At 74.9% G+C, this 22,185-nt stretch carries 18 protein-coding genes; 15 read left to right on the top strand and 3 right to left on the bottom strand.

Going from position 1 to position 22,185, the window contains the following annotated elements; genetic code table 11:
• Nucleotides 1–8: 8 nt before the first annotated feature.
• From Q6349_RS08740 to Q6349_RS08750, 3 genes are read right to left on the bottom strand one after another with little or no spacing between them, the layout of a single operon-like run.
• Nucleotides 9–2,282 (bottom strand): transglutaminase domain-containing protein, encoded by a 2,274-nt coding sequence (locus Q6349_RS08740; protein ID WP_304603721.1) that lies wholly within the window; start codon nt 2,280–2,282, stop codon nt 9–11.
• A complete protein-coding gene (locus Q6349_RS08745; RefSeq protein WP_171247747.1) occupies nt 2,279–3,604 on the bottom strand; it encodes a DUF58 domain-containing protein in 1,326 nt (441 codons plus the stop codon). Before Q6349_RS08745 ends, Q6349_RS08740 begins: the two co-directional genes overlap by 4 nt.
• A gap of 2 nt (nt 3,605–3,606) precedes the next feature.
• Nucleotides 3,607–4,662 carry an AAA family ATPase gene (locus Q6349_RS08750; protein ID WP_369810838.1) on the bottom strand — a complete coding sequence of 352 codons (1,056 nt, stop codon included), beginning with the start codon at nt 4,660–4,662 and terminating at the stop codon, nt 3,607–3,609.
• A gap of 270 nt (nt 4,663–4,932) precedes the next feature.
• On the opposite strand from Q6349_RS08750, the gene mraZ reads away from it, so the two are divergent.
• From mraZ to Q6349_RS08825, 15 genes are all read left to right on the top strand, one after another.
• Nucleotides 4,933–5,406 (top strand): division/cell wall cluster transcriptional repressor MraZ, encoded by a 474-nt coding sequence (gene mraZ, locus Q6349_RS08755; RefSeq protein WP_304603722.1) that lies wholly within the window; start codon nt 4,933–4,935, stop codon nt 5,404–5,406.
• A gap of 145 nt (nt 5,407–5,551) precedes the next feature.
• Nucleotides 5,552–6,562 carry a 16S rRNA (cytosine(1402)-N(4))-methyltransferase RsmH gene (gene rsmH, locus Q6349_RS08760; RefSeq protein WP_304603723.1) on the top strand — a complete coding sequence of 337 codons (1,011 nt, stop codon included), beginning with the start codon at nt 5,552–5,554 and terminating at the stop codon, nt 6,560–6,562.
• Complete coding sequence (locus tag Q6349_RS08765; RefSeq protein ID WP_216077671.1) at nt 6,559–6,981, top strand: hypothetical protein; 423 nt, start codon at nt 6,559–6,561, stop codon at nt 6,979–6,981. Before rsmH ends, Q6349_RS08765 begins: the two co-directional genes overlap by 4 nt.
• Nucleotides 6,982–7,040: 59 nt before the next feature.
• On the top strand, nt 7,041–8,900 hold the full coding sequence (locus Q6349_RS08770; RefSeq protein WP_304603724.1) for a penicillin-binding protein 2: 1,860 nt from the start codon (nt 7,041–7,043) through the stop codon (nt 8,898–8,900).
• A gap of 28 nt (nt 8,901–8,928) precedes the next feature.
• Nucleotides 8,929–10,527: a UDP-N-acetylmuramoyl-L-alanyl-D-glutamate--2,6-diaminopimelate ligase gene (locus Q6349_RS08775; protein WP_304603725.1), complete on the top strand. Its 1,599-nt coding sequence runs from the start codon at nt 8,929–8,931 to the stop codon at nt 10,525–10,527.
• A complete protein-coding gene (gene murF / locus Q6349_RS08780) occupies nt 10,524–11,933 on the top strand; it encodes a UDP-N-acetylmuramoyl-tripeptide--D-alanyl-D-alanine ligase (protein WP_304603726.1) in 1,410 nt (469 codons plus the stop codon). The genes Q6349_RS08775 and murF overlap by 4 nt, the downstream gene beginning before the upstream one ends.
• Nucleotides 11,930–13,012 (top strand): phospho-N-acetylmuramoyl-pentapeptide-transferase, encoded by a 1,083-nt coding sequence (gene mraY, locus Q6349_RS08785; RefSeq protein ID WP_171247740.1) that lies wholly within the window; start codon nt 11,930–11,932, stop codon nt 13,010–13,012. The genes murF and mraY overlap by 4 nt, the downstream gene beginning before the upstream one ends.
• The gene (gene murD / locus Q6349_RS08790) at nt 13,009–14,418 is read left to right on the top strand and encodes a UDP-N-acetylmuramoyl-L-alanine--D-glutamate ligase (protein ID WP_304603727.1); all 1,410 of its coding nucleotides are present in this window, start codon (nt 13,009–13,011) and stop codon (nt 14,416–14,418) included. The genes mraY and murD overlap by 4 nt, the downstream gene beginning before the upstream one ends.
• A gap of 8 nt (nt 14,419–14,426) precedes the next feature.
• Entirely contained in the window at nt 14,427–15,659 is a 1,233-nt protein-coding gene (gene ftsW, locus Q6349_RS08795; protein ID WP_304603728.1) for a putative lipid II flippase FtsW, read from the top strand.
• 11 nt (nt 15,660–15,670) lie between these two features.
• Complete coding sequence (murG, locus tag Q6349_RS08800; protein ID WP_304603729.1) at nt 15,671–16,813, top strand: undecaprenyldiphospho-muramoylpentapeptide beta-N-acetylglucosaminyltransferase; 1,143 nt, start codon at nt 15,671–15,673, stop codon at nt 16,811–16,813.
• Entirely contained in the window at nt 16,810–18,306 is a 1,497-nt protein-coding gene (murC, locus tag Q6349_RS08805) for a UDP-N-acetylmuramate--L-alanine ligase (protein ID WP_304603730.1), read from the top strand. Before murG ends, murC begins: the two co-directional genes overlap by 4 nt.
• The gene (locus Q6349_RS08810) at nt 18,306–19,259 is read left to right on the top strand and encodes a cell division protein FtsQ/DivIB (protein WP_304603731.1); all 954 of its coding nucleotides are present in this window, start codon (nt 18,306–18,308) and stop codon (nt 19,257–19,259) included. Before murC ends, Q6349_RS08810 begins: the two co-directional genes overlap by 1 nt.
• 164 nt (nt 19,260–19,423) lie before the next feature.
• On the top strand, nt 19,424–20,761 hold the full coding sequence (gene ftsZ / locus Q6349_RS08815) for a cell division protein FtsZ (protein WP_304603732.1): 1,338 nt from the start codon (nt 19,424–19,426) through the stop codon (nt 20,759–20,761).
• Nucleotides 20,758–21,564, top strand: a complete 807-nt coding sequence (gene pgeF, locus Q6349_RS08820; protein WP_304603733.1) for a peptidoglycan editing factor PgeF — start codon at nt 20,758–20,760, stop codon at nt 21,562–21,564. Before ftsZ ends, pgeF begins: the two co-directional genes overlap by 4 nt.
• An 80-nt stretch (nt 21,565–21,644) precedes the next feature.
• Nucleotides 21,645–22,121 carry a cell division protein SepF gene (locus Q6349_RS08825; protein ID WP_171247733.1) on the top strand — a complete coding sequence of 159 codons (477 nt, stop codon included), beginning with the start codon at nt 21,645–21,647 and terminating at the stop codon, nt 22,119–22,121.
• Nucleotides 22,122–22,185: the final 64 nt, after the last annotated feature.

The following is a 22,185-nucleotide window of genomic DNA, read 5'->3' on the forward strand; positions in this document are numbered from 1 at the left end:
GGACGTCGTCACCGACCGGACGTCGCGGTCCGTCGCGCCCGACGACCCTGCGCCAGTCCGCTGGCCACCGTCTCGGCCAGCTCGGCCAGGTCGTCGTCCTGCGCCTCCTCGACGGGGGCGGCGTACCGGCTCCGTTCGACGGCGTCGGCGATCCGCTGCAGGCCGTCGCGCACCTCGGGGGAGGGCCGTTGCCCGTGCGCCCGGGTCACCGCGGTGACGATGGCCTCCGGCGCCTGACGCGGCGTCGTCGGCGGTGGCAGGGTCACCCCGTTCTTGGCCAGCGCGGCGAGCACCTGCTCCCAGGCGCGCTCGGCGTCCACGGGGCGGTCCTCGCGCCGGCGACGCAGCAGGAAGCCGCCGGCGACGCCCGCCGCCACGACGACGATTCCGCCGACGACCCAGACCCAGGGCTCGGGGCCCTCGGGACCCCCACCACCACCGGCGGGCACCGCGACCGGTGGCTGCGAGACGACCTCGTCCTGGCCCAGACGTTCCTGCGGCGGCACCTGCTCGGGCACCTCGGGAGCCTGGTCCTGCTGACCGGCGGCGGGCCCGTCCCGCGGCGTCGTGTGGGCGGGCGGTGCGCCGGTCTGGACCGCCGGGGTCGGTTCGAACCGCACCCATCCGACCCCGTCGAAGTACAGCTCCGGCCAGGCGTGCGAGTCCTGGCCGGTCACCTGCCAGGTCGCCTGCTCCCCGGAGTCGGACTCGGACACCACCTCGCCGGGCAGGAACCCGACCGCGAGCCGTGCGGGGATGTCGAGCGTGCGGGCCATCATCGTCATCGTGGTGGCGAACTGCACGCAGTAGCCCGTCCGGTGCTGGAGGAAGTCCCAGACCGGGTCGCCCGTGCCGCCGCGCGGCAGCTCGGTGGAGTACGTGAAGGACGACGGGTCGCGCAGCCAGCGTTGCAGCGCGACGGCCTGGTCGTACGCCGTCGGTCCGTCGCCGGCGACCTCCTCGGCGAGCGCGGCCACGTCGGCGGCGCGGTCGGTCTCGGGGACCTGCAGGTACGCGTCCACCGCCGTGCCCGGACCGGCAGCGCGGAGCCGTTCCGGGTCGAGGTCGCGCGGTCGGACCGCGACGTCGAAGGTCTCGCCCTCGTCCGTCCGGTCGCCGACCACCTCGTCCCGGACCGCGTCGTAGCCCCAGGTGCCGCCGACGGTCACGCGCCGCGGCTCGCCCGGCACGGGGAGCTGGTCGTCGCGCAGCGACCCGACCGTGACCGCCACGGCCCGGGCGTCGGCCAGGGCGTCACGGTCGACGTCCTCGGGCCAGAGCAGGTCGTCGGGCCCGAACGGCTCGCCGGAGCGCTCGTCCCCGCGCTGCCACCGTCGGCCGTCGAACGCGGACGTGGTGTAGGTGCGCCAGGGACCGACCCCCTCGGTGGGGCCGGTGTAGGTCAGCACGACCTCGCTCGACCGTTCGGTCAGGCTGCCGAGCACGTCCAGGTCCTCGGCGAGCTGGATGGCGTCGCCCGAGGTGGTGAACGTCTGGTACCAGGCCCCCGCGTAACCGGGCAGCGACTCCGAGGCGGTGGCGACGAGCCCCGCGCCGGCGGCGACCACGACCGCCACGGCCGTGGTGACCACGGCCCGCAGACCCTCGGCGCGGCGTACCGAGCGCGGTGGCTGCTCACGCTGACGGGTCCGGGGGCCGCCCCGGGGCGAGACCGTCAGCAGCAGCAGCAGCGCGGCGACCACGACGACGAAGACCAGGCGCGGCACCGAGCCGACGAGGACCAGCGGCGGGGCCCAGAGGGCGAGCAGCGGCAGCCCGACGCCGGCGTGCCAGTGCAGGCCGCCCGCCAGGGCGTCGGCCAGCAGCAGCACGGCCAATGTGCCGCCCACCGTGAGCAGCGCCATCGGCAGCGTGCCCGGTACCGGGGCGACCTCGGACCGGATGATCTCGCCCGCCTCGCCCAGCCGTGCCACCACCCGGCTGACGTGCTCGGGGCCGACGATCAGGTCCGCCGCGGACGTCGGGGCGCCGTAGCGGGACAGGACGAACCACGCGGCGACCAGCGCGCCGGCGAGGGTGGGCAGGGCCGAGCCGCTCCCGGCGTCCCCCGCGACACCGCGGCGCCGCGCGCGGGCCTCCAGCAGGCCACGCGTGGTGGTCGTCGTGACCGTCACGAGCACGATGCCCAGCACCCCGGTACGCACCCACGGACCGGGCAGGACGAGCTGGGTCAGCGCCGTCATCGACGCCGCGACGGCCAGCGCGACCAGTGCGCCCGTGGCGACGAGCCGCGCGACCGGACCGGCGTACGGCGGGATCATGCGACGCGCTCCGTCAGTGCGGACCACACGCGTTCCGGCGGCGTGCCGGGGGCGCAGGTCGTCACGCGCCACCCCGCGGAGCGCAGGTCGTCGGCCGTGGGCTCCACGTCGTGGCGCATGCCCTCCGCCCGCGGGACGACCAGCAGCGCCCAGGCGACGCCGTCCGCCCCCAGCGAGGCGACCGCGTGGCGGGTCGGACCCGTGGTGGGCCCGAGGACGGCGACCGTGATCTCGGACTGCCGGCGGTCGGCCCGCAGCGCCTGGACGGTCTGCTCCAGGGCACGGGTGGCGGCCGCCCCGCGCAGGCCGCTCAGGTCCACGGTCGAGTCCAGCATCACGGCGCGACCGGTCCGGGCCCCGCTGAGGTGCGTCGCCGGCTGGTGGGTACCGCCGGTGGCGGACAACCGGGTGGGATGACCCGCCTCGAGGAAGGACGTGGCGATCGACGCGGCCAGCTCGACGGCCCACTCGCCGTCCTCGACGGTGGCGTGGGTCGGTGCGCGTCCGCCCGGCCGCTCGTCCGAGGCGGGCGCGAGCAGGCCGCTGTCGAGCAGCACCGTGACCGGACGCAGGCCCGCGCTCTCGTCGGCCCTCACCATGAGCCGGCCCTGGCGTGCCGATCCCGCCCAGTGGACCCGGCGCGGGTCGTCCCCCGGCACGTACTCGCGGATGACGGAGTCGTCGGAGGAGGCCAGCCGGGCGCCGGACGCGGCCCGGTCGACGTCACCGAGCGCCGCGCTGTGCGCGGGCACGTGCGTCGTGCGCGGCCAGACCGACACCGGCGTGCTCGCCCCGAGCGGCTGCGTGGTGCGGGCCAGGCCGAAGACGTCGCTCCGCGTGGTCAGGACGGGTCCGAGCGACCAGCGCCCCCGGCGCACCGGGGCGATCGTGTACTGCACCGCGACGCGGTCGGGGTGGGCGCGCACCCGGGCGCGGATGCCGTGCGGTCCGGCGAGCTCGTGCGCCGCCTGCTCGGACAGGCGCAGCCGGGCGAGCCGTTCGAACGCGGCTCCGGTCCGCGCCCGGGCGCGGACGACGAGCTGGGTGGTCGCGTGCTGTCCGGCCACCACGGGGTGGGGGTCGAGCCGGCGTTCCACGTCCAGCGCGCCGCGACCCGCGTCGAGCCGCTGCACGCCGAGCGAGACCCATGCGGCGAGCACCACCAGCAGGGCCGCGGCCCCGAGGCCCACGAGGTCGGGCAGGTCCAGCACGACGCCGACGACCACCAGGACGCCCCCGGCGCTGATCAGCGCCGCGCCGCGTGCCGTCGGCCGGACGCGGACCAGGCGGCGCAGCGCGCTCGTGACCTGCTCGACGTTCATCGTCAGCGGGGCTGGCGTGGCACGGCGGCGCCGCCGGGGGCGGCGTGCGCCCGGGCGGGCACCGGGGTCTGCCGGAGGACCTCCTCGATGATGCCCGGACCGTCCAGCCCGGTCAGCCGGGACTCGGTGGACAGCACCAGGCGGTGCGCCAGGACCGGGACCGCCAGCGCCTGGACGTCGTCCGGCAGGACGTGCATCCGCCCGGCCATCGCGGCGTGGGCCTTGGCGACCTTGAGCAGCTGCAGCGAGGCGCGGGGCGAGGCGCCGAGACGCAGCCCGGCGTGATCACGGGTCCGCCCCACCAGGTCCAGGATGTACTGCTTGACCGCGGGTGCCGCGTGCACCGCGCGGACCCATCCCGCGTAGCGCAGCATCGTGTCGGCGTGCGTGACCGGCTGGAGGTGGGCCAGCGGGTCTCCCGACGACTGGGCGTCGAGCATGGCCATCTCGGCCTCGTTGTCGGGGTACCCGACCGCGAGCCGGGCCATGAAGCGGTCCCGCTGCGCCTCGGGGAGCGGGTAGGTGCCCTCCATCTCGACCGGGTTCTGCGTCGCGACCACGAGGAAGGGCTTCGGCAGGACGTAGGTGGACCCGTCGACGGTGACCTGTCCCTCCTCCATGCACTCCAGCAGCGCGGACTGCGTCTTCGGCGAGGCCCGGTTGATCTCGTCGCCGATCACGACGTTGTTGAACACGGGACCGGGCCGGAACTCGAACTCACCGGTGGCCGAGCGGTAGACGTTCACGCCGGTGAGGTCGCTCGGCAACAGGTCGGGGGTGAACTGCACACGGCCGACACGGGAGTCGATCGTGCGCGCCAGTGCCTTGGCCAGGGTGGTCTTGCCCACACCCGGCACGTCCTCCACCAGCAGGTGCCCGCCGGCGAGGAGCACGGCGACGGTCAGCCGGGCCAGGTCGGGCCGCCCGGTCACGACGCCCTCCACCTGTTCGCGCACGTGGCTCGTGGTCGTCACGAGCTCGCGCAGGCCGGCCCGCAGGGCCTCCTGCCCGTCCTCGTTGGGCGGCGGCAGGGTGCCGGTGACGTGGTCGGTCTGCACGGTGCGGCCTCCGGTCGCGGGACGGTACGTCTTGCAGCCTAGCCCGTCCCGGGCGTGTCTCGTGAGTCGGGTCACCCGCTGAGGGGCTCTCGGGGAGTGGTTCCGCGGGGTGCGGTGGTGCCTGGCCCTCCACTTCACCCCCACCTCTCTGACCTGCGCAGACATGGGGAGGAAGTGCGCAGGTGGAGGGGAGGCGGCCGAATAGCCGCGCCCGGTGGAGGAAAGTGGAGTAGCGTGGAGGAAGCGGGAGCCCGAGGGGAGGTGCGGACCGTGGCAGGAACGCTGGGAGACCAGTTCCCGGGGACCGGGCTGCTGCTCGGCACGTACACCCCGAGGCTCGACGAGAAGGGGCGGCTCATCCTGCCGGCGAAGTTCCGTTCCCGACTCGCCGCCGGGCTCGTCATGACGCGGGGGCAGGAGCGTTGCGTGTTCCTGCTGCCGATGGACGAGTTCTCCCGCATGTACGAGCAGGTCCGGCAGGCGCCGGTCACCAGCCGCCAGGCACGCGACTACCTGCGCGTGTTCCTGTCGGGGGCGAGCGACGAGGTGCCGGACAAGCAGGGCCGCGTGGTGATCCCCGCGAACCTGCGAGAGTACGCGGGCCTCGGCCGGGACGTCGCCGTGATCGGCGCCGGCACCCGGGTCGAGGTCTGGGACGCCGGAGCGTGGGAGAGCTACCTGTCCGCGCAGGAGGCCGACTACTCCGACGTGGCCGAACAGATCTTCCCCGACCTGCAGTTCTAACCGACCGACGACGACATCAGCACAGCCGCGGCCCCGCACGGCGAGGCCTCTCCCCGCGAGGGTCTGGCGCACTTCCCCGGCGCCAGAACGACGCGGAGGGAGACCTGGTCGGGCGGGGCCGTCACCGACAGGAAGGAGAGGGCCCGTGAGCGACGACGCGACGCGACCGACGAGCGACCGGCACCTGCCCGTGCTCCTGCAGCGGTGCGTGGACCTCCTCGCGCCGGCCCTGGCCGAGCCCGGCAGCGTGCTGGTGGACTGCACCCTCGGCATGGGCGGGCACACCGAGGCCGTCCTCGAACAGGTCCCGACGACACGGGTGCTCGGCATCGACCGCGACCCGCAGGCGCTCGAGCTGGCGAGCCGACGGCTGGCCCGGTTCGGGGAGCGCTTCACCCCGGTCCACGCCGTGTACGACGAGATCGAGGACGTCGTCGACGAGCACGCGGGCGGCGCGGTCCAGGGAGTGCTCATGGACCTGGGGGTGTCCTCGCTGCAGCTCGACGAGCCGGAGCGCGGGTTCTCCTACGCCCAGGACGCACCGCTGGACATGCGGATGGACCCGTCGCGGGGCATGACGGCCGCCGACGTGCTGAACACCTACGACGAGGCGGACCTCGTCCGCGTCCTGCGCCGCTACGGCGAGGAGAAGTTCGCCCCGCGGATCGCCCGTGCGGTGGTCCGGCGGCGCGACCGCGAGCCGTGGGCCCGCACCGCCGAGCTCGCGGACGCGGTGCGCGCGGCGATCCCCGCCGCCGCGCGTCGGACCGGCGGCAACCCGTCCAAGCGGACCTTCCAGGCGTTGCGCATCGAGGTCAACGGCGAGCTCGAGGTGCTCGAACGTGCCGTCCCGGCGGCGATCGAGGTCCTCGCCGTCGACGGTCGGATCGTCGTGGAGTCCTACCACTCGCTGGAGGACCGCATCGTCAAGCGGGCGATCGCCCGCGGCACGACGTCCAGCGCCCCGCCGGACCTGCCGGTGGAGCCCGAGACCCACCGGCCGTACCTCGAGGCCCTCACCCGGGGCGCCGAGGAGGCGGACGAGGTCGAGCGGGCACGCAACCCCCGCTCGGCGTCGGTGCGGCTGCGCGCCGCCCGCCGCCTGCGTCCCACGCCCGCCCACATGCTCGGCCAGACCCGGAAGGAGTCACGATGAGCGCTCTGCGAGCCACCACCGTCCACCCGGTCCCGCGTGGCGAACCCACCCCTCGCCGCGCGCCGCTGCGTGCCGTCGAGGGCGGTGCGGGCCGCCGCCTGGACGCCGTCCGCGCGCCCCTGCAGGCGACCTCGGGGCTGCCCTTCATGGTCCTGTGCGCCCTGGTGCTGGTCGCCGCGCTCCTGTCGGCGCTGCTGCTCAACACGACCATGGCGCGCGGTTCCTACGAGATGTCCCAGCTGCAGCGCGAGGCCGGTCTCGTGGCGCAGGACGTCCAGGAGGTGCGTGCCGAGCTGCGGGCCGCCGAGGCGTCCCTGCCCGAGCAGGCCGACCGCCTCGGCATGGTCCCCGCCGAGGAGATCACCATGCTCTCCGCCGCCGACCGTTCCGTCGTCCCGGAGCCGACGGAGCAGCCGTGACCCCGACACGCCCGGTGCGCCGCCGCACCGGACGGTCCGCGGGGGAGCACGATCGTGCTGTGCAGTCCACGAGACGACCGGACGGCCGTCGGCGCGGCGCCGTACCGGCGGCGCGCGCAGGCGCGGGCGCCGGACGTGGCCGCCCGGCGCGCCCGGCGGGACGGACGGCGGGGGATCCCGAGCGGCGCCAGCGCTGGCTGATCGTGCTGGCGGCCCTCGTCGTGTCGGTGTTCGTGGCCCGGCTGGTGGACGTCCAGGTCGTCCAGGGGCCGGCGCTCGCCTCCACTGCCCAGCAGGCGCGGCTGGCGACCCAGGTGACCCAGGCGCACCGCGGGGACATCCTCGACGCCGAGGGCCGGGTGCTGGCCACGTCCGTGGACCGCTACCGCATCGTGGCGGACCAGGTGAACATCCAGGGGTTCCGGGGCAACGGCCGCCACGACGCGGACGGCGAACCCGTGCAGGACGGCGCCCTCGGCATCGCCCAGCTGCTCGCCCCCGTGCTGGGGGAGAGCCGGGCCACCCTCGGCGCCCGGCTGAACGGGGAGGACCAGTACGTCGTGCTGGCCCGCGACGTCGTGCCCGAGGTGCAGCGCGCGGTCTCGTCGCTCGGCCTGTACGGCTTCGTGTTCTCCCACCTGACGTCGGAGCGGACGTATCCCGCCGGCACGGTGGCCGGCCCGCTGCTCGGGCACGTCAACAGCGAGCACACCGGCGTGGGCGGCCTCGAGGCCTCCTTCGACGACGTCCTGTCGGGGACCGACGGCACCCTGACCTACGAACGGGGCCGGGACGGTGCGCGCATCCCCACCTCCGAGATCGAGTCGGTGCCGGCCGAGCCGGGCGAGGACGTCCAGCTCACCCTGGACTCCGACGTCCAGTGGAAGGCGGAGGAGCTGCTCGACGAGGCCGTCGCGGACACCGGCGCGAGCTACGGGATCGCGATCGTGCAGGACCTCCGCACCGGCGACGTCGTCTCGATGGCCGACTCCGGCGACGTCGACCCGAACGGGAGCTCCGGGGACGTCGCGGACGGGTCCCGGGCGGTGAACGTGGTCTTCGAACCGGGGTCCACCGGCAAGGTCATCTCCATGGCGGCCGCGCTCGAGGGCGGCTACTGGGAACCGACCGACGAGTTCGAGGTCCCGGACACCTACACCGTGGACGGCGAGACGTTCCGTGACTCGCACCCCCACGCGGTCGAACACTGGACCCTCGCCGGGATCCTGGCCCAGTCGTCCAACACGGGCACGGTCATGATGGGCAAGGAGATCCCCTTCGCCGTGCGCTACGACTACCTGCGCAAGTTCGGCTTCGGGCAGCGCACGGCGCTCGGCCTGCCGGGGGAGAGCGCGGGTCTGCTGCCCGACGAGAACATCGACGAGATCGAGAACCGCACGCCGTACACGGTGCTGTTCGGGCAGGGCGTCGCGGTCAGCGCGATGCAGGCGACCCAGGTCTTCTCGACCGTCGCGAACGACGGCGTGCGGATGCCCGCCAACCTCGTGGCGGGCACCCGGACCGCTGCCGGGGAGGTCGTGCCCGCCGAGCGGGCGGAGGGGACGCGGGTGGTGTCGTCGCAGACGGCGCAGGACGTGCTGACCATGATGGAGGCGGTCACCGCGGAGGACGGCACGGGCACGGCCGCGCAGGTCCCGGGCTACCGCGTGGCGGGCAAGACCGGCACGGCCCAGATGTTCGAGGGCGGCGGGACCACGTACGTCGCGTCGTTCATCGGCGTGGCGCCCGCCGACGACCCCCGCTACACCGTGTCGGTGTTCCTCAAGAGCCCGCGGTCCTCGATCTACGGTGGTGTCGTGGCCGCGCCGGTGTTCAGCGAGCTGATGGGCTACGTCCTGCGTTCCGCGGGCGTGCCGCCCTCCGAGGAGCCGGCCGACCTGTTCCCGCTGACCTGGTGACGAGCCGGTACCAGGTAGGTTCTTCCCCGTGACATCCCCGACCGACCGCATCCGGCCCGCGGTGCTCGTCCCCCGCCCCGTGGCCGAGCTCGCCGCACGGTTCGACCTGACCACCTCGGACCCCGGGACGCTCGCCGAGGTGCAGGTCACCGCGGTGGCCAGCGACAATCGTGCCGTGTCCGACGGCGACCTCTTCGTGGCGCTGCCCGGTGCCCGGGCCCACGGGGCGGCGTTCGCCGCCGACGCCGTGGCCCGTGGCGCGCGCGCCGTCCTGACCGACCCGGAGGGGGCCGCAGGCCTGGGTGACCTCCCCGTCCCGGTGCTGGTGACCGAGGAGCCACGGCTGCTCCTCGGCCCGGTCGCCGCCTGGGTGCACGGCGCCCCCGCGGAGCGTCTGACGACCTTCGGCGTCACCGGCACCAACGGCAAGACGACCACGACCTACCAGCTCGACCACCTGCTGCGTGCACTGGGACGGCGTGGCGGCCTGGTGGGCACGGTCGAGACCCGCTCGGGCGACCGCGTGCTGCCCAGCCGGCTCACGACGCCGGAGGCCTCCGACCTGCAGGCGGTGCTCGCGGCGATGTGCGAGGACGGCGTGGACTCGCTGTCCATGGAGGTCTCCTCGCACGCGATCGCGATGCACCGGGTCGACGGGGTGGTCTACGACGTCGCCGGGTTCACCAACCTCAGCCAGGACCACCTCGACTTCCACGGGGACCTGGCCACGTACTTCGCCGCCAAGGCCGAGCTGTTCACCCCCGCCAGGTCGCGGCAGGGCGTCGTCGTGGTGGACGACGTCTGGGGCGAGCGGATGGCCGCCGCGGCGACCGTCCCCGTCCAGACCGTCCGGACCGGCCCGGCCCGCGAGGGCGCGCCGGCCGCGGACTGGACCGTCGCGGAGGTCGCCCCGCGCGGCACCGGGTCGGCCTTCACGCTGACCCATGCCGACGGCCGGTCCCTGCGGGCCTGGACGTCCCTGCCGGGCCACTTCAACGTCGCCAACGCCGCCCTGGCCGTCGTCATGGTGCTGGCCTCCGGGGTCGCGCTGGACGACGTCGTCGCCGCCCTCGAGGCGGGCGACGGGCTGTCCGCGCAGGTGCCCGGGCGGATGGAGGTCGTCGGACCCGGGGACGGCACCCATCCCCGCGTGGTCGTGGACTTCGCGCACAACACCGACGCCCTGGAGCTGGCTCTGGCGGCGCTGCGCCCGACCACCACCGGACGCCTCGTCGTCGTCTTCGGCGCGACCGGCGACCGTGACCCCGGCAAGCGCCCGCTCATGGGTGCGGCCGCCGTGGCGGGGGCCGACGTGGTCGTCGTCACGGACGACGACCCGCACGACGAGGACGCCGCCGCGGTCCGTGCCGCGGTGCGCGCCGGGGCGGAGGCCGCCCGGGACCGCGCCGTCGCGGCGGGCCGCGACGTCACCGTCACCGAGGTGGCACCGCGCGACGAGGCCATCCGGCGCGCCGTGCTCGAGGCGGCCGGCACCGATACGGTGCTCGTCGCCGGCCGCGGCCACGAGACCCTCCAGGAGGTCCGCGGCGTGGACCTCGAGCTGGACGACCGTGTCGAGGCGCGCGCTGCGCTGCGTGCCCGCGCAGAGAGGACCCCCACCGCATGATCGAGCTCACCGCTGCCGAGGTCGCCGCCGCGACCGCGGGGTCGTCGCACGGCGCCGGGGACGACGTGGTCGTCCGCGGCCCGGTCGTCGTCGACTCCCGGCAGGTGTCACCCGGCGCGCTGTTCGTCGCGCTCCCCGGCGAGCACGTCGACGGCCACGACTTCGCCGCGGCCGCGGTCGAGGCCGGGGCCGCCCTCGTGCTGGCCGCACGGCCCGTGGAGAACGTGCCCTGCGTCGTCGTCGACGACGTCCAGACGGCTCTCGGCGAGCTCGCCCGCGTGGTGCTGGCCCGGCTGCGCGAGCGGCACGAGGTCCGGGTGGTGGCCGTCACCGGGTCGGTGGGCAAGACCACCACCAAGGACCTGCTCGGCCAGCTCCTCGAGCCGTCCTTCGGTGCCGATGCCGTCGTGGTGCCCACCGGTTCGTTCAACAACGAGATCGGTCTGCCCCTGACGGTGCTGCGGGCGACCGCGGACACCCGGCTGCTGGTCCTGGAGATGGGCGCGGACCGGCCCGGCAACATCGCCGACCTGACCCGCATCGCCCCGCCGGACGTCGGCATCGTGCTCGCGGTCGGTACCGCGCACCTCGGCGTCTTCGGCGACGTGGAGACGATCGCGCGCACCAAGGGCGAGATGGTCGCCGGGGTTCGCCCCGGCGGTGTGGTCGCCCTCAACGCCGACGACACCCGCGTGACCGCGATGGCGGACCGCGCGGAGCCCGGCACGGAGGTGGTCACCTTCGGCACGATCTCCTCGGCCGACGTGCGCGCCCAGGACGTGACCGTCGAGGGCGGCCGCGCACGGTTCACGCTCCGCACGGCCGCGGGTTCGGCCCACGTCGCGCTGCGGCTGGTCGGCGCCCACCACGTGACCAACGCGCTCGCCGCCGCGACGGCGGCCCTCCGGCTCGGCGTCGACCTGCCGGTCGTGGCCGAGCGGCTGTCGTCGGCCACGCCGCGGAGCCCGCACCGCATGGCGGTCACCGAGCGGGCCGACGGTGTGACCGTCGTGGACGACTCCTACAACGCGAACCCCGACTCGATGCGGGCCGCCCTGCGTACCCTGGCCGTGATGGCCGGCCGGTCGCGCCGGTCGGTCGCCGTGCTGGGGGAGATGCTCGAGCTCGGCGAGGTCGCGCGCACCGAGCACGACGCGATCGGTCGGCTCGCCGTCCGGCTCAACGTCAAGCTGCTGGTCGTGGTCGGCGAGGGCGCGTACCACATCCACGAGGGGGCCCAGCAGGAGGGGTCCTGGGGAGAGGAGTCGGTGTTCGTGCCGGACCTGGACGCGGCCCGCGTGCTCCTGGCGGAGGCGCTCACGGACGGTGACGTCGTGCTGGTCAAGGCCTCGCACGGGTCCGGGCTGTGGCGGCTGGCCGACGAGCTGGTGGAGGCCGCCGGATGATCGCCGTCCTCGCCGCCGCCGGCGTCTCGCTCCTGGTCGCCCTGCTGGGCACCCCGCTGTTCATCCGCTTCCTGGTGCACCGCAACTACGGCCAGTTCGTGCGCCAGGACGGCCCGACGGCGCACTTCACCAAGCGCGGCACCCCGACGATGGGCGGCGTGGTGATCATCGCGGCGACCCTGCTGGGCGTCGCCGCCTCGATGATCCTCGCGGGCCGTCCGCCGAGCGCCTCGGCCCTGCTCGCGCTGTACCTCATGACCGGCCTGGGGCTGGTCGGGTTCCTCGACGACTTCACCAAGATCCGCAAGCAGCGGTCGCTGGGCCTGACGGCGCGCGCGAAGATCGTCGGCCAGGGCTTCGTCGGCATCTCGTTCGCGGTGCTGGCCCTGCAGTTCCCCAACGCCAACTCCCGCACGCCGGCCTCGACCAAGATCTCGTTCCTGCGGGACACCGACCTGGACCTCGCCTTCGCCGGGACGACGATCGGCCTGATCCTGTTCGTGATCTGGGCGAACTTCCTCATCACGGCATGGTCCAACGCGGTCAACCTCACCGACGGCCTGGACGGGCTCGCGACCGGGTCGTCGCTGATCGTGTTCGGCGCCTACGTGCTCGTGGGCATCTGGCAGCTCAACCAGTCCTGCCAGCGCCTCGCCGCCGCCGGACCGGGCTGCTACGAGGTGCGTGACCCGCAGGACCTGGCGATCGTGGCGGCGGCGGTCATGGGAGCCTGCTTCGGATTCCTGTGGTGGAACGCCAGTCCGGCCAAGATCTTCATGGGTGACACCGGGTCGCTGGCCCTCGGCGGTGCGCTCGCGGCGCTGTCGATCCTCACCCGCACCGAGATCCTCGCCGCCATCATCGGTGGTCTGTTCGTGATCATCGTGCTCAGCGACATCATCCAGATCGGGTCCTTCAAGCTCACCCGCAAGCGGGTGTTCAAGATGGCCCCGCTGCACCACCACTTCGAGCTGTCCGGCTGGGGCGAGGTCACCATCGTCATCCGGTTCTGGCTCATCGCGGGCCTCTTCTCCGCCCTCGGCATGGGGATCTTCTACGCCGAGTGGGTCGTCAGTTGAGGCTCACCGGTGCCCGGGTGGTCGTGGCCGGGCTCGGCGTGACCGGCCGCGCCGTCGTCGCGGCGCTCGCGGGTCGCGCGGCCATGGTGACGACGGTCGACGGCCGTGCCGGCGACGCGGACGTGACCGGGGCCGACGCGACGGACCCGCGGGTGGTCGCCGGCCTCGTCGCGGACGCCGACCTGGTGGTCGCGTCGCCGGGGTGGGCGCCGTCGACGCCGCTGCTCACCGCCGCCCGGCAGGCCGAGGTCCCGGTGTGGAGCGAGGTGGAGCTGGCCTGGCGGCTGCGGACCGGAGCCCCGTGGCTGGCCGTCACCGGGACCAACGGCAAGACGACGACCGTGCAGATGCTCGCCTCGATCCTCACGGCCGCCGGGCTGCGCACCGCCACGGTCGGCAACGTCGGCACCCCGGTGCTCACCGCCGCCCAGGACCCTGACCTGGAGGTGCTGGCCGTGGAGCTGTCCAGCTTCCAGCTCCACCACACCACGAGCATGGCGGCGGAGGCCGCGGCCGTGCTCAACGTGGCCGACGACCACCTCGACTGGCACGGCTCGGCGCAGGCGTACGCCGCCGACAAGGGCCGGATCTACCGCGGCGCGCAGGTGGCGTGCGTCTACAACGTCGCCGACCCGCGCACCGAGCAGCTCGTGCGCGACGCCGAGGTCGCCGACGGGGCGCGGGCCGTCGGGTTCACCCTCGGTCCGCCCGGACCGGGGCAGCTGGGGCTGGTCGAGGACGTGCTGGTCGACCGCGCCTTCCACGCGCCGACCGACGCCCCGGACCGGCACCGCACGGCCGCCGAGCTGGCCACCCTCGACGACCTGGCCCATCTCGGCGGCCCGCAGGGCCCGCCCCCGCACGTCGTGGCCAACGCCCTCGCCGCAGCGGCGCTCGCCCGTGCCCACGGTGTCGACGCCCGGGCGGTCCGTGACGGCCTGCGGAGCTTCTCCGCCGACGCCCACCGCGCCGCCGTCGTCCGCACCCTGGAGGGGGTGACGTACGTCGACGACTCCAAGGCCACCAACGCCCACGCCGCGGCCGCGTCCCTCGCGGCCTGCGCACCGGGCACGGGTGTCTGGATCGCGGGCGGGCTGGCCAAGGGGGCGTCCTTCGACGACCTCGTCGCGGGCCGCGCGGACCGCCTGCGCGCCGCGGTCGTCATCGGGACGGACCCGACGCCCTTCGTCGACGCGCTCGCCCGACACGCGCCCGAGGTACCGGTCACCGTGATCGATCCCGGCGACACTGGCACCGTGATGCGTCGCGCCGTCGCCGCGGCACGGCAGGCCGCCCGGGCGGGCGACACCGTGCTGCTGGCCCCGGCCGGGGCGTCCATGGACCAGTTCGCGTCCTACGCGGCACGGGGTGAGGAGTTCGCCTCCGCGGTGCGGGACCTGACGTAGGGAGCACGATGGCGGTCACGTCTGCCGCACGCCGCACCGACCGGCCGTGGCTGGGGCAGTGGAACTCCGCCGTGACGAGCTACTACCTCGTCGTCGGGGCGACCGGGCTGCTGCTGCTCATCGGCCTGGTCATGGTGTTCTCCAGCACGACCGTCACCTCGATCGCCGCGGGGGAGCCGCCCTACGCCGCCGGGCTGACCCAGGCGCGGTTCGCCCTGATCGGCCTGCCCCTGATGCTCGTCGCCGCGCGCCTGCCGGTGCACTGGTACCGGCGTCTCGCCTGGCCCGCGCTGGCGTGCGCGATCGTGCTGCAGTCGCTGACCCTCGTCCCCGCGCTCGCCCGGGCGCAGGGCGGCAACGTCGGCTGGATCTCCCTCGGCGGGATCACCGTGCAGCCCGCCGAGGTCAGCAAGCTCGCCCTGGCCGTCTGGCTCGGTGCCGTGCTGGGCCGCAAGCAGCACCTGCTGGGCTCGTGGGCGCACGCCGTCGTGCCCGCCGTGCCCGGGGCCATGGTGGTCCTGGGCCTGGTCATCGCCGGCAACGACCTCGGGACCATGCTCGTCATCGCCGGGCTCGTCGCCGGTGCCCTGTGGGTCGCCGGGGCCCCGTGGCGGATGCTGGCCCTGGGCGGCAGCGTCGCGCTCGCCGCGGTCGTGGGGCTGTTCGTGCTGGGCAACGCGAACCGCATGGGCCGCATCCTGGCGACCTACGGCGGGTGCACGGACGCCGAGGGGGAGTGCTACCAGTCGTTGCACGGGATGTACGGCCTCGGGACCGGCGGTCTGTTCGGCGTCGGGCTCGGGGCGAGCCGCGAGAAGTGGCGGTACCTGCCCGAGGCTCACAACGACTTCATCTACGCCATCATCGGTGAGGAGCTCGGTCTCCTCGGCACGCTGCTCGTGCTGTCCCTGTTCGTCGTGCTCGGTGTCGCGATGGCCCGGATCGTGCGCCGGCACACCGACCCGTTCGTCAAGATCACGACGGCGGCCGTGGCCTGCTGGATCGTGGGCCAGGCCTTCGTCAACATCGGCGTGGTGCTCGGGCTGCTGCCCGTGATCGGCGTGCCGCTGCCCCTGGTGTCGGCCGGCGGGTCCGCGCTGGTGACCACGATGGCGGCGCTCGGCATGGTCATCAGCTTCGCACGGTCCGAACCGGGTGCCGCCGAGGCGCTCGCGGCGCGGCCCGGTGTGGTCCGCCGCTCCCTGACGGTGCTGGGCCGCGCGGGGGGCCGGGGCCGGTAGGGTCTGCCCGTGTGAAGACTTCCTCCGTGCGTTCTGTCGTGCTGGCCGGCGGAGGGACCGCCGGCCACGTCAACCCGTTGCTCGCGGTCGCCGACGAGCTGCGCGCCCGCGACCCCGAGACGTCGTTCCGGGTCCTGGGTACCGCCAGCGGTCTCGAGGCGGACCTGGTGCCCGCCGCCGGCTACCCGCTGCACGAGATCCCGCGCGTCCCGCTGCCGCGTCGCCCGAGCCCGGACCTGTTCCGCCTGCCCGTCCGGCTCCGTGCGGCCGTGCGGTCGGCCCAGGACGCGATCACCGAGATCGACGCCCAGGCGGTGGTCGGGTTCGGCGGCTACGTCTCCACGCCGGCCTACCTGGCGGCCCGCCGGCTCGGCGTGCCGGTGGTGATCCACGAGCAGAACGCCCGCCCGGGCCTCGCCAACCGGCTCGGGGCGCGCTGGGCGGCGGCGGTGGGCACCACCTTCGCCGACACGCGGATCGCCGGTGCGACCTGCGTGGGCCTGCCGCTCCGTCCGGCGATCGCGGCGCTGGTCGACGAGCGCCGGGCGGACCCGGCCGGCTCCCGCGCCCGCGGCGCCGCGGCGCTCGGGCTCGACCCCGCCCTGCCGACCCTGCTGGTCACCGGCGGCTCCTCGGGCGCGCTGAACGTCAACCGGGCCGTCACGGGTGCCGCCGCGACGCTGCTCGACGCCGGGGTCCAGGTGCTGCACCTGACGGGACGGGGCAAGGACACCGAGGTGCGGGAGGCCGTGGCGGCGCTGGCCGGCGACCACGACGTGTCGCGCTACCACGTGCGCGAGTACCTCGGTGAGATGCAGCACGCGCTGGCGGCCTGCGACCTCGTCGTCGCGCGCTCCGGGGCGGGCACCGTCTGCGAGCTGGCTGCTCTCGGCCTGCCCGCGGTGTACGTCCCGCTGCCGATCGGCAACGGCGAGCAGCGGCTGAACGCCCGCGACGTGGTCGGTGCCGGGGGCGGGATCGTGATCGACGACGCCGCGTTCACCCCGGAACGGGTCGCGGCCGAGGTGCCCGCCCTGCTCCAGGACCGGGACCGGCTTGTCGCCATGGCCGAGGCCGCGGGATCCGTCGGGGTCCGGGACGCGGCCGCACGGGTCGCGGACATGGTCGCGGACGTCGCTGGGGCAGCCCGATGAGCGCCCCGACGGACGTGGCGGCGCTCGGTCGCGTCCACCTCATCGGCATCGGGGGCGCCGGGGTCTCCGTCGTCGCGCGGCTGCTCGCCGCCCGCGGCGTCCCTGTCCAGGGGTCGGACGCGGCGGAGGGGCCTGCGCTGGCCGCGCTGCGCGCCGACGGGATCCCGGTGTGGGTCGGGCACGACGCCGGGCACGTGGTCGCCCCCGACGGCACGCCGCGGGTGGACACCGTGGTCGTGTCCACCGCCGTCCGGGAGAGCAACCCGGAGCTGGCCGCGGCGCGCGCGGCCGGGTTGCAGGTGCTGCACCGGTCGCAGGCGCTCGCCGTCCTCATGGAGGGCCGGCGGACGGTCGCGGTGGCCGGTGCGCACGGCAAGACCACCACCTCGGCCATGGTCGCCACGGTCCTGGCCGCGGTGGGCGTCGACGCGTCGTTCGCGATCGGCGGCACCGTCCGACGGCGCGACGGGGCGGGGGAGCGGACGGTCCCGGGAGGTCACGCGGGGACGGCCGACGTGCTGGTCGCCGAGGCCGACGAGTCCGACGGCTCGTTCCTCAACTACAGCCCGACGGTGGCCGTGGTGACGAATGTCGAGGCCGACCACCTGGACCACTACGGGTCGCAGGAGGCGTTCGAGCAGGCCTTTGTCGACTTCGCCGCCCGGATCACCCCCGACGGCACGCTCGTGGCGTGCGCCGACGACGCCGGCTCGGCCCGGCTCGCGGCCGCGCACCGGGCGGCGGGCGGCCGGGTCGTCACCTACGGGACCGTCCCGGAGTCCGACGTGCGGGTCCGCGGCGTCGAGGTCGGGGCCGGGACCGCGCGGGCGACGGTCTCCGGCGGACCCCTGGGCGACGCGGAGCGGCTGCTGGCCCTCGACGTCCCGGGCGCGCACAACGTGCTGAACGCCACCGCCGCGGTGGTCACCGCCGTGCTGCTCGGCGCCGGCCCGTCGGCCGCGGTGGCCGCGGCGGGCACCTTCGTGGGCACCGGGCGACGCTTCGAGCCCCGCGGCGAGGCCGGTGGCGTCCGGGTTTTCGACAGCTACGACCACCACCCGACCGAGGTGGAGGCGCTGCTGCGAGCGGCGCGGCCCGTGGCGGGAACGGGACGGGTCCTCGTGCTGTTCCAGCCGCACCTGTACTCCCGCACGCGGATCTTCGCCGACCGGTTCGCCGCCGCGCTGTCCCTGGCCGACGAGGTCGTGGTGACGGGGGTGTACCGGGCGCGTGAGGACGTCGACCCGGAGGTGACCGCGAGGACGATCACGGACCTGGCCGGTCCGACGGTCTCCGGCGGGCGGGTGCGGGCCGTCGAGGACCGGGTCGAGGCGGCGCACGCCGTGGCCCGCCTGGCCCGCCCGGGGGACGTCGTGCTGACCGTCGGGGCGGGCGACGTCACCGAGCTCGGACCCGTCGTCCTCGCCGAGCTGGCGGCGCGCCACGGCGTGGCGGACCTCCCGGGACCGGCGCCGGACGCGACGATGGGGTGATGCGTCCCCCACCTCGTCCCCGCACGCCCGAGCGGCCACGGCCCGCCCCGGCGGCGTCCTCGGCGTCCCCGGCGGGGTCCGGACGTCGTGCGGCCGGTGCGGCACGGTCGGCCGGCAGCGCGCGGTCCGCCGCGTCCCCGGCGCGGCCCCGGCCGGTGGCGTCCGCGCCGGAGCGGGGCCCCCGCCCGGTGCCGGCGCCCGCCGCCCGCGACCCCCGCGTCTCGACCGCGATGGCCGACCGGCTCGCCGAGCGTTCGGCCATGCGCCGCCACCGGTCCTGGCGCACGGCGCTCGTGGTGGTGCTGCTGGTCGGGCTCGTGGGCGGGGCGGGCTGGGTGGTCGGGTGGTCCGACCTGCTCGCGCTCGACGCGGAGGAGGTGACCGTCACGGGGGCGGACGTGCCCGTGGTCGACGGCGAGCGGGTGCACGAGATCGCCCTGGGCGCGGCCGGCACACCGCTGCTGCGTCTCGACACGGCGGGCATGGCGGCCGAGATCCGTTCCCTGCGTGGTGTCAAGGACGTCACGCTCGCCCGGTCGTGGCCGCACGGTCTCGGCGTCGTCGTCGTCGCCCGCGAACCCGTGGCGGCGGTCCCGGACGGCACGGACTACGTGCTGCTGGACGACGAGGGTGTGCGGCTGGGCCGCCGTGCCGGCGTGCCCGAGGGGCTCCCGGTGGTGTCCGTGCCGCTGGAGAAGGAGTCCGCCCGGGCGTTGCAGGCGGCGCTGGCGGTCGTCGCCGCGCTCCCGCCCGGGCTGTCCGCGCGGGTGGAGCAGGTCAGCGCCCGCACCCAGGACGACGTGGAGACCGTGCTGCGCGACGGGCTCAGCATCCGCTGGGGCGGGGCGGACCGCCTGCCGCTGAAGGTGGAGGTCGTGCGCACGTTGCGCGCGGTCGGAGGGGACGTCGCCGTCATCGACGTCTCGTCGCCCGAGCTGCCGGTGACCCGGTGACCGCCGTCCGACCCGTCGCGACACGCCGAGGCACGTGCGGCGCGGGCGGGTTCCGGCGAAATACCGTCGTCACAAGCAGCAACCTGACATAACACTCACCTTCAACTATAACCTGAAGGTTTGACCGGTGGGGTCAGGACCCGAACGACCCGAGAGGCAACGACGTGGCAACTCCGCAGAACTACCTGGCAGTGATCAAGGTGGTCGGCATCGGCGGTGGCGGCGTGAACGCCGTGAACCGCATGATCGAGGTCGGCCTCAAGGGTGTCGAGTTCATCGCCATCAACACCGACGCGCAGGCCCTGCTGATGTCGGACGCCGACGTCAAGCTGGACGTCGGTCGCGAGCTGACGCGCGGGCTCGGGGCCGGCGCCGACCCCGAGGTCGGCCGCAAGGCCGCCGAGGACCACGCCGACGAGATCGAGGACGTCCTGCGCGGCGCCGACATGGTCTTCGTCACCGCGGGCGAGGGCGGCGGCACCGGGACCGGGGGCGCCCCGGTCGTGGCGCGCATCGCGCGCTCCCTCGGCGCGCTGACGGTCGGGGTCGTCACCCGCCCGTTCACCTTCGAGGGCCGGCGCCGGTCGGTGCAGGCCGAGCAGGGGATCGAGCAGCTCCGCGAGGAGGTGGACACGCTCATCGTCATCCCGAACGACCGGCTGCTGTCGATGTCGGACCGGAACGTGTCGGCCATCGCCGCCTTCCACTCCGCCGACCAGGTGCTGCACTCGGGCGTGCAGGGGATCACCGACCTCATCACCACCCCGGGGCTGATCAACCTCGACTTCGCGGACGTCAAGTCCGTCATGCAGGGGGCGGGGTCCGCGCTCATGGGGATCGGGTCGGCCCGTGGGGAGGACCGCGCGGTCCAGGCCGCCGAGCTGGCGATCTCCTCGCCGTTGCTGGAGGCCTCCATCGACGGTGCGCACGGCGTGCTGCTGTCGATCCAGGGTGGCAGCGACCTGGGACTGTTCGAGGTGCACGAGGCCGCGCGGCTCGTGCAGGAGGCGGCCCACCCCGAGGCGAACATCATCTTCGGCACGGTCATCGACGACGCGCTCGGCGACGAGGTGCGCGTCACGGTCATCGCGGCCGGGTTCGACGGCGGGCTGCCCAAGGCGCGCGAGGACTCCCGCGCCCTGGGGCAGGTCGCGGGCAGCTCCTCGGCGAGCCGTGCGGGCGGGGACGACGGCGCGGCCGGACGTCAGGGCTCGTCCGCGGCGAGCCCGGGCACCGGCCACGGCGGCTCCCCGGCCACGGCGCCGGTGCCCCTGCCGGCCGCCGAGCCCGCCCACGCGCGCCCGCGGCCGATCCCGGCCGGTCCGGACGACGTCCCCGCCAGCCTGGAGCCGGTGGGCAACGTCCAGCGGCCGACGAGCCTCGGCGTGGTCGAGGAGGGCGCGGGGGAGGGCGTCACGGTCGAGCGTCCGGTGGACGTGCCCCGCATGGTGGACCAGTCCCGGCCCGCCGAGGACCTCGACGTCCCCGACTTCCTCAAGTGACCTCGTCCGTCCCGTGGGCCCAGGAGGCCATGTTGCCCGAGGACTTCGGTGCCGGACTGCTCCGTGTCGACCTCGGCGCCGGAGTCGTCGCCGGCTTCACCACGCGGCACGGGGGCGTGTCGCCGGCGCCGTGGTCGTCGCTCGACCTGTCCGACGGCACCGGTGACGACAGCGCCCGGGTCCAGCGCAACCGTGACCTGCTGGCCGACTGGGTCGGCAGCCCCGTGGCGTTCGCCACGCAGGTGCACGGAGCCGACGTCCTCGAGCTCGGGCCCCACGAGCGCGCCGAGTGGTCCGGCACGCCCCCGACGAGTGCCGGCACGGCGGACGGTCTGGTCACGGCGGAACCGGGGCTCGGTCTCGGGGTGCTCGTCGCCGATTGCGTGCCGGTGCTGCTCGCCGACGCCACCGGGCGGGTCGTCGGTGTCGCCCACGCGGGTCGGCGCGGGCTGGTGGCCGGCGTCGTCGACGAGGTCGTCGACCGGCTGCTGACCCGCGGTGCCGAGACCGGTCGGCTGCGCGCCGCCGTCGGCCCCGCGGTCTGCGGTCGGTGCTACGAGGTGCCCGAGCAGATGCGCGACGAGGTCACGGCCGTCGTGCCCGAGGCGTGGTCCACGACGTCGGCGGGCACGCCCGGGCTCGACCTGCCGGGCGCCGTGGTGACCCGGCTCGTCGCGCGGGGGGTCGCCACCACGCGCGTGGACCGCTGCACGATGACCGACCCGGACCTGTTCTCGCACCGCCGTGCGACGGCCGCCGGGGAGGTCACCGGGCGACAGGCCGGTGTCGTCGTCCTCTCGTGACCTCGGCGTGTCGCGCTCCGCATAGCGTGTCCCGCTGGATACCGTCAAGTACCTGACGTACCGACGAACGGAGCAGAGCGATGGGCGGAGCGCTTCGCAAGACCATGCTGTACCTGGGGCTGGCCGACGACCAGCGCCCCGACGGGGACTACCTCGACGAGTACGACGAGGAGCTGGAGCCGGTGCGTGACGACGACTACCAGGCCGAGGTCACGCCGCTGCACCGTGACGGTGTGCCGGCCGACGCCCTCGTCGGTGCCGACCTGCGCCGCATCACCACGATCCACCCGCGGTCCTACAACGACGCGCGGTTGATCGGTGAGGCGTTCCGCGGGGGGACCCCGGTCATCATGAACCTGTCGGACATGGACGACTCCGACGCCAAGCGGCTGGTCGACTTCTCCGCCGGTCTCATCTTCGGCCTGCGCGGCTCGATCGAGAGGGTGACCAACAAGGTGTTCCTGCTGTCGCCCGAGCACGTGGAGATCACGGGCGAGGAGCAGGTCGCGCCGCGTCCCACCGAGGCGCGCGCGGGCGCGTTCTACAACCAGAGCTGACCCGCGCACGGCCGCTGCCCGAGAACGCCCCTCGGGCCGTGCGTCGTGCGTCGGGTAGGTTGCC

It is taken from the genome of Isoptericola sp. 178 (genome assembly GCF_030586525.1).
GTDB lineage: Bacteria > Actinomycetota > Actinomycetes > Actinomycetales > Cellulomonadaceae > Isoptericola > Isoptericola sediminis.

What these genes read in the sequence shown, in the direction of transcription:
- murC (WP_304603730.1), top strand. Translation starts at nt 16,810, where the DNA reads ATGAGCGCCCCGACGGACGTGGCGGCGCTCGGTCGCGTCCACCTCATC.
- Q6349_RS08740 (WP_304603721.1), bottom strand. Translation starts at nt 2,282, where the DNA reads ATGATCCCGCCGTACGCCGGTCCGGTCGCGCGGCTCGTCGCCACGGGC.
- Q6349_RS08825 (WP_171247733.1), top strand. Translation starts at nt 21,645, where the DNA reads ATGGGCGGAGCGCTTCGCAAGACCATGCTGTACCTGGGGCTGGCCGAC.
- murF (WP_304603726.1), top strand. Translation starts at nt 10,524, where the DNA reads ATGATCGAGCTCACCGCTGCCGAGGTCGCCGCCGCGACCGCGGGGTCG.
- Q6349_RS08765 (WP_216077671.1), top strand. Translation starts at nt 6,559, where the DNA reads ATGAGCGCTCTGCGAGCCACCACCGTCCACCCGGTCCCGCGTGGCGAA.
- ftsW (WP_304603728.1), top strand. Translation starts at nt 14,427, where the DNA reads ATGGCGGTCACGTCTGCCGCACGCCGCACCGACCGGCCGTGGCTGGGG.
- mraY (WP_171247740.1), top strand. Translation starts at nt 11,930, where the DNA reads ATGATCGCCGTCCTCGCCGCCGCCGGCGTCTCGCTCCTGGTCGCCCTG.
- Q6349_RS08745 (WP_171247747.1), bottom strand. Translation starts at nt 3,604, where the DNA reads ATGAACGTCGAGCAGGTCACGAGCGCGCTGCGCCGCCTGGTCCGCGTC.
- Q6349_RS08810 (WP_304603731.1), top strand. Translation starts at nt 18,306, where the DNA reads ATGCGTCCCCCACCTCGTCCCCGCACGCCCGAGCGGCCACGGCCCGCC.